The organism is Caulobacter sp. P1_B12_2, from assembly GCF_056406675.1.
Genome location: NZ_JBFTZS010000143.1, coordinates 1 through 10,110, shown reverse-complemented (window position 1 = coordinate 10,110; position 10,110 = coordinate 1). Strand labels below are relative to the sequence as shown.

Genomic DNA, 10,110 nt, shown 5'->3' with positions numbered 1-10,110 from the left:
GATCATGTCGGCCGCCGCCCTGCTGGCCCAGACCAAGTCGCCCAGCGACGAGGACATCGACAACGCCATGAGCGGCAACATCTGTCGCTGCGGCACCTATCAGCGCATTCGCGCCGCCATCAAGGACGCCGCCGGTCTGGTCGCGGCCCCAGTGGTCGCGGCGCCCGCCGCCCAGGGCGGCGGCAAGCCGGCGGCCTCGAACGATATCGACGAAGAGATCGCCGCCGCCTCGGGCTCGACCGGCCGAGGGCTGGGTCAATGAACGGGCCGTTCGAGAAGTTGCGGCGCCAGGACGCCGTCAGCCGTCGCGACGTCGTGGTCGGGGCGACGCTGGTCGGCGGCGCCCTGCTGGTCGGCTGCTCGCCCGCCGACCTGATGAGCGCCGGGTCGAAGGTCGAGCCCGGGGCTTTCGGGCCGTTCATCCAGTTCGATCCGGACGGTGCGGTGACCGTGCTGTCCAAGCACATCGAATTCGGCCAGGGCAGCCACTTCGGCCTCGCGGCCATCGTCGCCGAAGAGCTGGACGCCGACTGGGACCGGGTCAAGGTGGTCCACGCCCCGGCGAACGCCAAGCTCTACGCCAACAGCAACGCGGGCATCCAGCTGACCGGCGGCTCGTCGGCGATCTCCAACTCGTGGGAGCAGCTGCGCAAGGCCGGGGCCGGCGCGCGGGCGATGTTCGTGCAGGCCGCGGCGACCCGGTGGAACGTCCCGGTCGGCCAGGTCACCGTCAAGGACGGGATGGTCGGCCACGCCAGCGGCAGGAGCGCGGGCTTCGGCGAGCTGATCGCCGACGCCGCCAAGGTGACGCCGCCCGAGAACCCGACCCTGAAGGACCCCAAGACCTTCACCCTGATCGGAACCGATCGGGCGCGTCGCAAGGACAGCCTGATCAAGGCCAACGGCTCGGCCCGCTACACCCAGGACGTCCAGCTGCCCGACATGCTGGTGGCGATGGTCGCCCACCCGCCCCGGTTCGGCGCGAACGTGAAGAGCTTCGACGCCGACGCCGCCAAGCAGGTGGCGGGGGTGGTCGACGTCTACGAGATCTCGACCGGAGTCGCGGTTGTCGCCGACACCACCTACGCCGCCCGCATGGGCCGCGAGGCCCTCAAGGTCGAGTGGGACGAAGCCAAGGCCGAAACCCGAAGCTCCGAGACCATCGCCCAGCAATGGCGCGACATCGCCGCCGGCAAGGGCCCCGCCGACCTGAAATGGCAGGCCTTCGACTCCAAGGGCGACGCCGCGGCCGCTTCGGCGGGAAAGGGGGCCCAGGTCTTCGAGACCACCTACGACTTCCCCTACCTGGCCCACGCCACCATGGAGCCGATGAACTGCGTCGCCGTGGTCGACGGCGGCAAGGTCAAGCTGATCCACGGCTCCCAGGCCCAGACCCTGGACCAGATGAACGCCGCCAAGGTCGTCAAGACCCTGCCGGGCTCGGTCGAGATCGAGACCCTCTACGCCGGCGGTTCTTTCGGACGGCGGGCCAATTTTCAGTCCGACTACGTGGCCGAATGCGTGACCATCGCCCAGAAGGTCGGCCACGGACGACCGGTGAAGCTGATCTGGACCCGCGAGGACGACATGCGCGCCGGCTACTTCCGGCCGCTGGTCCACCACGCCGTGCGGGTGACCTTGGACAAGGACGGGTATCCAGCGACCTGGCGCCACCGGATCGTCACCCAGTCGATCATGAAGGACGCGCCGATGCCCTCGAAGGGGCCGGACCAGACCGCGATCGAGGGGACGTCGGGCTCGCCCTATCTGAAGGCGACGCCGATCGTCGACGCCCAATTGGCCACGCCCGAGGGCGGCGTGCCGGTCCTGTGGTGGCGATCGGTGGGCGCGACCCACACCGCCTTYGTCATGGAGCACACCATCGACCAGCTGGCGCTGAAGGCCGGCAAGGACCCGGTCGACTATCGCCGCACGCTCTACGCCAAGATCGGCCCCGACGGCGCGCGCCACCTGGCGGCTCTGAACCTGGCGGTCGAGAAGGCCGGCCCGACGCCGGCGGCCGGCTTCACGCGCGGCGTGGCGGTGCACGAATGCTTCGGCTCGGTGGTCGCCCAGGTCGCCGAGGTCAAGCTCGTCGACGGCCAGCCCCGAGTCGGCCGGGTGGTCACGGCGATCGATTGCGGCGTGGCCGTCTCGCCTGACCAGGTCGCCGCGCAGATGGAGGGCGGAACCTGCTACGGCCTGTCGGCGGCGCTGTACGGCGAGATCRCCCTGACGGACGGTCGTGTCGACCAGAGCAATTTCGACACCTACCGCGTGCTGCGGATGAACGAGGCGCCGACGGTCGAGACCTACATCGTGCCGTCCGGCAATCCACCGACGGGCGTGGGCGAGCCGGGCACGCCGGTCATCGCCCCGGCGGTGGCCAACGCGCTGCTGGCGATTTCCAAAATCCCGACCAGCCGCCTGCCCTTCGTTCGCGCCCCGGCCTGAGAGCCTCACAATCGATAATAGAGAGCGCTGGACGTAGCGAAATTCGATGCGGTTTTGACGTAACGCGCCCTCTGGTGACGCGATCAGTCAAGTCTTGCTGGACGTAAGGCGAGCGCCGAACCATTTTAGCGGCATGGTGGACTCCGGCGACAACCTGAGCTTCGAGCGGCTGACTCCTCGCGAGCGAGAGATTCTGCGGCTTATCGCTCAGCATCGACAGTCCAAGGAAATCGCCCGCCTGCTGCGGCTTTCGCCCAAGACCGTCGAGATGCACGTGCTCAGCGCACGGCGCCGCCTGGCCGGTCTGAACCGCCGCGACGCCGCCTTGGCGTTCATCGCCTGGGAAACCGACCCCGGTAATGACTACCGTAGGCAATCGGCCGAGCTAGCCACGGCCCGGTCAGAGGTCTCTTCTCGCTTCAACAGCGAGAGCAGCCATGACGAAATCTTCCGCGAACACTCCGAACCCGGCCTCGGCCTTCTTCATCGCAAGTTGGCAGTCCCTGGAAGAGGGCCTGACCCTGATGGCGGGAACGCCGGAACGGGGGCGACTGGTGGAGGAGACGGTCTCGGCGCTGCGCAAGGCGCAGGCGGCGGGCGATCCGCCTGGCAAGCTGCTCCTGAGAGTGCTGGCCGCGACGGCCTTCCTGGCGGACGACACGCCGCTTCGTATGGAAGGAGCTGGCGCGATGACCTGACGCCCTTGCAGTGGTTGGGTCTGATCCTCGCGGTCGCCACCCTGGGCGGAATCCTGCTCGGGACGGTCACGATGGGCGCCCATGAATTCCTCTACGCCCTTCAGCGGTTCCGCGAGGGCTGGAGCCCGCCTCCGGCGCACTGACGCCGAATTTCCAGAAACATTTCATCGACTTGAACGTGCGGGGGGGACCCGTGCGACCGGGAGAGTCATGCCATGAAACGTACCGAAGCCGCCCGAGCCGGCGCTGAAAAGTTGATGCGCGCTGAAGCCGCGATCGACGCCGCCCTGCGCGAAACCGCCGAACTGATGGGCCTGCTGCCCTCCCTCCGGCTCGAGACGCGCCTGTCGGCCGTGATCGGGCAGGAAGCCGTCGCCAATCTCGGCGAGACCCTGGCCCACATCGTTTCCGCCCGTCGGACCATCATCGAGACCCACAGCGCCCTGGCCAATGTTCGCACCCAGATCGGCTGCGGCGCCCTGGCGGTCGGCGATCTCGACAAGGGACCGGAAACGCCGCGCACCAGCGGACTGCATGCCGTCCCCGGCGGTCTCGCCGCCTGATCCCGGTTTTCCCCTCGTCCGTCCACGGCGCCAGCCGTCCTTCGACCCATGAGAGATGACCTGCAATGAGCACCGCACAGATCGTCCAGCCGCAGCAGCAGGATTCCACGGCCGATGAGCTGAATGAATTCCGTCAACATCTGCGCACCCTCGGGCCGGTGCAGCGCCGGATCCTGTCGGTGCTGATGCCCCAACTGGTCGCTCTCGATGAAGCCGGCGACACCGACGGCGCGCTGAGCATCATCGAGGAAGTGAAGACAATCCTGTGGGAAGGCCGTCGGACCCGGCATTGACCGACCTGAGGTTGCTTCTCTGGGATTCGCGTCTGAGGCATGGTGGCGCCCGATCTTAATCGGGCGCCATGACCTTGCAGATCCACACACTTGTTTCCTTGATCCTGGCCGTCCTGATTTGTGGACTGGCGATGTGGCGCGGCGATCAGCCCGCGCGCTGGAGCGGCGCGGCGCTTCTGGCCTCCTGGCTGGGGTCTCTGCTGATCCAAAGCCGCGACACCATCAACGCCGACTACGGCGTCCTGGCGATCGACATCTCGACCATGGTGATCTTCATCTGGATCTCGATGCGGACCCGCCGGCTCTGGACGATCGTCGCCTCGGCCTTCCTGGCGATCATCGTCGCCTCCCACGTCGCGGTCATGATCGATCTTCGGGTGACCATCAACACCCTGAGGGCCAGCATGGCGGTCTGGAGCTACGGGCTCCTGGCCTGCGTCGCGTTTGGGACCTGGACCGCCGAGCGCCGGCGCCACGCGCCGTCCTGATCGTCTAGCGGGCAAGGTCCTCGGGACGATCGACATCGAACAGCACGCCGGCCGCCGCGCTTTCGACCAGGGCCAGCCGTTCGCCGATCGCGGCAAGCACCTCGCGTGCGCCGACGTCGCCGCCCAACGCTCGCAGGGCGGGAAAACAAGCCCTTCCGAACAGCACCGGATGCCCGCGCCGCCCCGCGAAGCGCGGCGCGACGGCGTCGACGCCCGGGACGAGCGAGCGGGCCAGGTCTCGCGCCAGGCCGGGCGGGATGCGCGGCATGTCGCCGAGGAACACGAAGACGCCCACCGAATCCGGAGGCAAGGCCTCGATGGCCGTCCGCAGGGAAGCGCCCATGCCGTCGCCGGCGTCGGCGGCCACGACGATGTCGAGATCGTCGCCGCGCCCCAGCGCCCCGGCATGGTCGCGGGCGATCCTGGCGAGATCCGGATCGCCATCGGTGATCAGCAGCACCCGGCGCGCGGGGGCCGCGAAGGCGGCGTCCAGGGCGCCCGCCAGCAGCGGCCGACCGTCGAACGGGGCGACCAGCTTGCGCCCGCCAAAGCGGCGCCCGGACCCCGCCGCCAGGATCACGGCGTCGCACCGCGCGCTTTTTCTTTCCGCCATGCCGTCTCGCGCCTATCTTACAGACAGACATGACGCCCTATGACGCCAGCCCCGCGCAAGCGGTCATCCGTTCTCCACGCCTGATCGACGGCTTCGGTCGCGCGGTGACCTATCTGCGCGTCTCGGTCACCGACCGCTGCGACCTGCGCTGCACCTATTGCATGGCCGAGCACATGACCTTCCTGCCGAAGGCGGAGGTTCTGTCGCTCGAGGAGCTGGATCGCCTGGCCTCGACCTTCGTGAGCCTGGGCGTACGCAAGTTGCGGCTGACCGGCGGCGAGCCCCTGGTCCGCAAGGGGATCATGACCCTGGTCGAGCGGCTGTCGCGGCACCTGGCGAGCGGCGCCCTGGACGAACTGACCCTGACCACCAACGGCACCCAGCTGGCGGGCCATGCCGTCGACCTGGCTCGGCTCGGCGTGCGGCGGATCAATGTCTCGCTCGACACGCTCAAGCCCGATCTGTTTCGCAAGCTGACCCGGGGCGGGGACCTGTCCAAGGTGCTGGCCGGGGTCGACGCGGCCCTGGCCGCCGGCATCCAGGTCAAGATCAACGCCGTGGCCCTCAAGCACGACAACGCCGACGAACTGCCGGCCCTGATCCAGTGGGCGCACGGCCTGGGCGCCGACATGACCCTGATCGAGACCATGCCGCTGGGCGAGGTCGATGTGGACCGCACCGACCAGTACCTGTCGCTGAAGGACGTCCGCCGCGACCTGGCCTCGTTCTGGACCCTGACGGACCTGGCCTACGCCACCGGCGGTCCGGCCCGCTATGTCCGGGTCGAGGAGACCGGCGGGCGGCTGGGCCTGATCACCCCGTTGAGCCACAATTTCTGCGAGGCCTGCAATCGGGTCCGCCTGACCTGCACCGGCACGCTGCACACCTGCCTCGGCCGCGACGACGCCAGCGACCTGCGGGCGGTGATCCGGAGCGGGGCCGACGAGGCGGGACTGGAGCGGGCGATCTTCGCGGCCATCGGCGCCAAGCCCGAGGGCCACGACTTCCACATCGACGCCGCCCGGCCGGCCGTGGCGCGCCACATGTCGACGACGGGCGGTTAGTCATGGCCCGAGTGCTGCTGTTTGGACGCCTGGCCGATCAGGCCGGCTGGCGCGACCGCTCGGTCGAGGCCGCGTCCCTGGCGGCTCTGCACGCCGCCCTGGCCGCCGACGATCCGGGCTTGGCCGAAGCGCTGGGCGGCCCCGGCGTGCAGGTGGCGGTCGACAAGGCCATCGTCCGGGGCGAAGCGGCCCTGGTCGCCGCGACCGAGGTGGCCTTTCTGCCGCCGATGAGCGGCGGATGACGACCGTTCCATCCGTCAGCCTGACCGCCGAGGCCTTCGAGCCCGGCGCCCTGCTGACCGCCTTCTGCGCCGGCCGCGACGAGACCGGCGCGGTGGCCAGTTTCGTCGGCCTGGCGCGGGCCGAGCAGGGCCAGGCCGTGGCCCTGGAGCTGGAGGCCTATCCCGGCTTCACCGACGCGGCGATCGCCGCCTTCGCCGAAGAGGCGAAGGCGCGGTTCGGCCTGCACGACTATCGCATCGTCCACCGCGTGGGGCGGGTCGCGCCAGGCGAGGCGATCGTCTTCGTGGCCACGGCCGCCGGCCATCGCCGCGCGGCGTTCCAGGCCTGCGACTATCTGATGGACTACCTTAAGAGCCGCGCGCCCTTCTGGAAGAAGGAGCACGGCCCGGACGGCGACCGCTGGATCGAGCCGACGGCTCAGGATAGGACCGACGCCGAGCGCTGGGATTAGGAGAGAGCATGTCGGCAACCGGTCTCACCCCAGGCGGCGGCGTCAAGCCGGAGCTTCCGTTCAAGCCGGTGCGCGTGGCGATCCTGACCGTGTCGGACACCCGCGACGAGTCCAGCGACACCTCCGGCCAGCTGCTGATCGACCGCGTGAAGGCCGCCGGCCACGAACTGGCCGGGCGGGCGGTGGTCCGAGACGACATCGAGACGATCCGCCAGACCGTGCGCGACTGGATCGCCGGCGGTCAGGTCGACGCCGTCGTCAGCACCGGCGGCACCGGCCTTACCGGCCGCGACGTCACGGTCGAGGCCCTGGAGCCTTTGTTCGACAAGAAGATCGACGGCTTCTCGGTGGTGTTCCACCTGGTCAGCTACGCTTCGGTGGGGCTGTCCACCCTGCAGAGCCGCGCCACGGCCGGCCTGATCGGCGGGGTGTTCGTCTTCTGCCTGCCGGGCAGCAACGGCGCGGTCAAGGACGGCTGGGACAAGGTCATCTCGGCCCAGCTCGACAGTCGCCACAAGCCCTGCAACATGGTCGAACTGATGCCCCGACTCCTAGAGCAATAGGACTGCTGGAACAGTGACCCGTCTCACCCACATCGACGACCAGGGCCGCGCCCGCATGGTCGACGTCTCCGACAAGGCCGAGACGGTCCGTGAGGCGATCGCCGTCGGCTTCGTGCGGATGCGCCCTTCGACCCTCGAGCTGGCCGTGTCCGGAACCGGCCGCAAGGGCGACGTGCGCGCGGTGGCCGAGATCGCCGGGGTGATGGCGGCCAAGCAAACATCAAACCTCATCCCGCTCTGCCACCCCCTGGCGCTGTCCAAGGTCGAGGTCTCGGTCGAGCCGGCCGAGGGCGGGATGGCGGTGATGGCCCGGGTCAAGCTGAAGGGCCAGACGGGGGTCGAGATGGAGGCCCTGACCGCCGTCTCGGTGGCCTGCCTGACGATCTACGACATGCTCAAGGCCGCCGAGAAGGGCATGGTCATCGAGACCGTGCGCCTGGTCGAGAAGACCGGCGGCAAGTCCGGCGACTGGCGGGCGGACTAGGGGTTCGACCCGGGCGTGTCCGCAAGCGTCGGCTTTCGACCCTGAGCGGACGCTCATAAACGCCCTCTCTCTTCGAGAGAGGGAGTGTCCGGCAGAAGGACCATCCACCCGTAACTGACCCTGATGGTCGGGCGAAACGCCGACATTCAAAAGCTTGGCCAAGCTCAAGCCTAGATGAATAAAGCAATGGCAGGGCTACCGTGGCGGATTGGACAGCATGCCGATCTGAGCCAGCCAGTTTTCCAGCAGGCTGGGCCAGACTGTGTCGGGCGAATGGTTACGCCTTAGCGCGAAAGCGTGACCGCCATGGGCGAATAGGTGAACTTCGGCCGATACGTTCGCGTCATTCAACGCTCGGGCATACAGTGTGCTGTTACAGATGGGATCTACTGGGTCGTCCCAGGACTGAAGTAAGAAGGTCGGTGGGGTGCGTTCGGTGACCCGTATGCCGGGATCCAAGTCGCCATTCCGGCAGAGATGCCCAGGAAAGAAAGCGATGGCGAAGTCAGGGCGGCTGCTAACTCGGTCTGCCCCATCGACCGGCGCGTAACTAGACTCGAAGATGTTGCTGGTCTGGGCCACCAGATACCCTCCAGCCGAAAAGCCCATGACGCCGATTTTGTGCGGATCAACGCCCAGGCTGGCAGCTCGCGTCCTGACGAGGCGGATCGTTCGTTGCGCGTCCTGGAGCGCGCGGGGCGGCTTGGGGTCAATGACGCAGCGGCACTGGGGGTTCCAGTAGTGGTTGCTGCCGGGCACCCGATACTTAGACAGGATGCACGTCACGCCCCGTGCCGTGATCCAATCGCAGACTTCAGTCCCCTCCAACGTGATCGCCACCACACGAAAACCGCCGCCGGGAAATACGATGATGGCGGCGCCCGTATTGCGTCCCTTGGGCGGATAGATCGTCATGGTCGGACGACTAACGTTGAGCACCGTTTCGGATCGATCGCCCGTGAGCGCGTCGGGCGTCTTGGCGACGCGCACGCTTTCTGGATCGGATTGCGCGCCGACCATGTTCGGGGGCTCGCCAGGCCAGACAGGCTCCTGGACCAGGCCATGGGGCGCTGACCAAACCCGCTCCGTATCGCCGACAGGCCACGCGTCGAGCGCCGCTGTTGCCCGAGGGGTCTCCAACGAGAGGGGAGGCAGTTGACCGGCAAAGCAATGCGCCAGCTGCAGAGCGAGACCGCTGACGCCAAGCAGCACAGTGGTGGTCAGCGCGACGCGGATGAAGAATCTCATGATTTTGATTGGCTCCGACACTTCGTCGGCGACGAGCGTTCATCGGGCCCAGGGCGCCTGACCTCAGCAATGTCTGCATTGAAGGCCTTATGGCGAGAGCCGACAATCGACGTAAACTCTGGGGAGCCATGCGTAAAATTCATGCCTGGAGTGTCCTGGTTTCCTTCATCTCAAGACGCTTCGCGCCTGCAAGCCCGCCGCGCCCCAAGCTAGAGGTTGGTTTGCTGGAGGCGAGCGAGACCGTCTGCCAAAGCGACTCGAGGAGGCGTCCGGCAACCACCCTTGTCTGACTTTCAGAACGTCTGCTTGACGCATGCCGCCCATCCGCCTCGGATGGGGCCGCGCCGTTGGCGGAGGGCGGCAGGGGTGATGCCGGAGGGSGCGSACGCTTGAACCCTCTCTCWTRGAGAGAGGGAGGGGCCCGCCGCGWAGCGGTGGGAGGGTGAGAGGTTACACCCTGTCCGGTTTCACACCGACGCCCTGCCGGCACGCCGTCCGACRTCTTACCCCCTCACCCTCCCAAGCTTCGCTTGGGCCCCTCCCTCTCCCCATGGGAGAGGGTGATTTCAGGGGATTGAGCCGCCTCTATCCCCGCCGCCGCCGCGAAAAACCCCAACGATCCCAAAACCTTGAAAAATAATCAGCGTCACATCCCCTCGGCGCTGAAACCGGCCGCATACTGAACAGGTCACCATCACGGGGAGGGCTCTTGGTACCGGCCCAAGCAGGCGATGGAGATGGAACCGAGCGGGGCCGCCTGGCCTTGGCGATCGGATCGCGTCTGGCGGCGGGGCTCAGAAGGCTCTCATGTCGGGCGGGGGCGATGGCGGGACAGGCGGGTTGACGGGGCTGGGAGTTCAAACCGGCCTGTTCGAGGATCAGTCGGAGTCGCCGACGGCCCCTTCCGGGCGACTTTGATCCTGCCCGCCTGAGGGGAAACGTCGATCG

14 protein-coding genes and 1 pseudogene are annotated in these 10,110 nt (G+C 67.8%); 13 read left to right on the top strand and 2 right to left on the bottom strand.

The window, feature by feature from the left end:
* From AC1DZ6_RS10985 to AC1DZ6_RS10950, 8 genes and pseudogenes are all read left to right on the top strand, one after another.
* Positions 1 to 262, top strand: a 262-nt coding sequence (locus AC1DZ6_RS10985; RefSeq protein WP_477097216.1) for a 2Fe-2S iron-sulfur cluster-binding protein, incomplete at its 5' end; no start/stop codon positions are given.
* A complete protein-coding gene (locus tag AC1DZ6_RS10980; RefSeq protein WP_477097215.1) occupies positions 259 to 2,454 on the top strand; it encodes a xanthine dehydrogenase family protein molybdopterin-binding subunit in 2,196 nt (731 codons plus the stop codon). The genes AC1DZ6_RS10985 and AC1DZ6_RS10980, both read left to right, overlap by 4 nt.
* A gap of 133 nt (positions 2,455 to 2,587) precedes the next feature.
* Positions 2,588 to 2,770: pseudogene (locus tag AC1DZ6_RS10975) on the top strand (response regulator transcription factor); the annotation flags it as partial.
* Between the two features lie 121 nt (positions 2,771 to 2,891).
* Entirely contained in the window at positions 2,892 to 3,152 is a 261-nt protein-coding gene (locus AC1DZ6_RS10970) for a hypothetical protein (RefSeq protein WP_477097214.1), read from the top strand.
* A 5-nt stretch (positions 3,153 to 3,157) separates the two neighbouring features.
* The gene (locus tag AC1DZ6_RS10965) at positions 3,158 to 3,295 is read left to right on the top strand and encodes a hypothetical protein (RefSeq protein ID WP_197026697.1); all 138 of its coding nucleotides are present in this window, start codon (positions 3,158 to 3,160) and stop codon (positions 3,293 to 3,295) included.
* Positions 3,296 to 3,367: 72 nt separating this feature from the next.
* Complete coding sequence (locus AC1DZ6_RS10960) at positions 3,368 to 3,715, top strand: hypothetical protein (protein WP_477097213.1); 348 nt, start codon at positions 3,368 to 3,370, stop codon at positions 3,713 to 3,715.
* 65 nt (positions 3,716 to 3,780) lie between these two features.
* Positions 3,781 to 4,008, top strand: a complete 228-nt coding sequence (locus AC1DZ6_RS10955) for a hypothetical protein (RefSeq protein ID WP_477097212.1) — start codon at positions 3,781 to 3,783, stop codon at positions 4,006 to 4,008.
* 68 nt (positions 4,009 to 4,076) lie between these two features.
* A complete protein-coding gene (locus AC1DZ6_RS10950; RefSeq protein WP_477097211.1) occupies positions 4,077 to 4,496 on the top strand; it encodes a hypothetical protein in 420 nt (139 codons plus the stop codon).
* 4 nt (positions 4,497 to 4,500) lie between these two features.
* On the opposite strand, the gene AC1DZ6_RS10945 is transcribed toward AC1DZ6_RS10950, so the two are convergent.
* Positions 4,501 to 5,109, bottom strand: coding sequence for a nucleotidyltransferase family protein (locus AC1DZ6_RS10945; RefSeq protein ID WP_477097210.1), 609 nt, complete (start codon positions 5,107 to 5,109; stop codon positions 4,501 to 4,503).
* Between the two features lie 29 nt (positions 5,110 to 5,138).
* On the opposite strand from AC1DZ6_RS10945, the gene moaA reads away from it, so the two are divergent.
* The 5 genes from moaA to moaC are packed head-to-tail and all read left to right on the top strand — an operon-like array spanning position 5,139 to position 7,914.
* Positions 5,139 to 6,173, top strand: a complete 1,035-nt coding sequence (gene moaA / locus AC1DZ6_RS10940) for a GTP 3',8-cyclase MoaA (RefSeq protein ID WP_477097209.1) — start codon at positions 5,139 to 5,141, stop codon at positions 6,171 to 6,173.
* Positions 6,174 to 6,175: 2 nt separating this feature from the next.
* Positions 6,176 to 6,415, top strand: a complete 240-nt coding sequence (locus AC1DZ6_RS10935) for a MoaD/ThiS family protein (RefSeq protein ID WP_477097208.1) — start codon at positions 6,176 to 6,178, stop codon at positions 6,413 to 6,415.
* Entirely contained in the window at positions 6,412 to 6,867 is a 456-nt protein-coding gene (locus tag AC1DZ6_RS10930; RefSeq protein WP_477097207.1) for a molybdenum cofactor biosynthesis protein MoaE, read from the top strand. The genes AC1DZ6_RS10935 and AC1DZ6_RS10930 overlap by 4 nt, the downstream gene beginning before the upstream one ends.
* Before the next feature lie 8 nt (positions 6,868 to 6,875).
* Positions 6,876 to 7,430 carry a molybdenum cofactor biosynthesis protein B gene (moaB, locus tag AC1DZ6_RS10925; RefSeq protein ID WP_477097206.1) on the top strand — a complete coding sequence of 185 codons (555 nt, stop codon included), beginning with the start codon at positions 6,876 to 6,878 and terminating at the stop codon, positions 7,428 to 7,430.
* A gap of 13 nt (positions 7,431 to 7,443) precedes the next feature.
* Positions 7,444 to 7,914: a cyclic pyranopterin monophosphate synthase MoaC gene (gene moaC, locus AC1DZ6_RS10920; RefSeq protein WP_477097205.1), complete on the top strand. Its 471-nt coding sequence runs from the start codon at positions 7,444 to 7,446 to the stop codon at positions 7,912 to 7,914.
* Between the two features lie 195 nt (positions 7,915 to 8,109).
* Here the strand turns inward: moaC and AC1DZ6_RS10915 are convergent, their stop codons facing one another.
* On the bottom strand, positions 8,110 to 9,162 hold the full coding sequence (locus tag AC1DZ6_RS10915) for an alpha/beta hydrolase (protein WP_477097204.1): 1,053 nt from the start codon (positions 9,160 to 9,162) through the stop codon (positions 8,110 to 8,112).
* Positions 9,163 to 10,110 lie beyond the last annotated feature (948 nt).

Bases quoted from the DNA above. Each gene is read 5' to 3' on its own strand.
- moaB (WP_477097206.1), top strand. From the start codon at position 6,876: ATGTCGGCAACCGGTCTCACCCCAGGCGGCGGCGTCAAGCCGGAGCTT.
- AC1DZ6_RS10930 (WP_477097207.1), top strand. From the start codon at position 6,412: ATGACGACCGTTCCATCCGTCAGCCTGACCGCCGAGGCCTTCGAGCCC.
- moaA (WP_477097209.1), top strand. From the start codon at position 5,139: ATGACGCCCTATGACGCCAGCCCCGCGCAAGCGGTCATCCGTTCTCCA.
- AC1DZ6_RS10950 (WP_477097211.1), top strand. From the start codon at position 4,077: ATGACCTTGCAGATCCACACACTTGTTTCCTTGATCCTGGCCGTCCTG.
- AC1DZ6_RS10955 (WP_477097212.1), top strand. From the start codon at position 3,781: ATGAGCACCGCACAGATCGTCCAGCCGCAGCAGCAGGATTCCACGGCC.
- AC1DZ6_RS10960 (WP_477097213.1), top strand. From the start codon at position 3,368: ATGAAACGTACCGAAGCCGCCCGAGCCGGCGCTGAAAAGTTGATGCGC.
- AC1DZ6_RS10945 (WP_477097210.1), bottom strand. From the start codon at position 5,109: ATGGCGGAAAGAAAAAGCGCGCGGTGCGACGCCGTGATCCTGGCGGCG.
- AC1DZ6_RS10915 (WP_477097204.1), bottom strand. From the start codon at position 9,162: ATGAGATTCTTCATCCGCGTCGCGCTGACCACCACTGTGCTGCTTGGC.
- AC1DZ6_RS10935 (WP_477097208.1), top strand. From the start codon at position 6,176: ATGGCCCGAGTGCTGCTGTTTGGACGCCTGGCCGATCAGGCCGGCTGG.
- AC1DZ6_RS10970 (WP_477097214.1), top strand. From the start codon at position 2,892: ATGACGAAATCTTCCGCGAACACTCCGAACCCGGCCTCGGCCTTCTTC.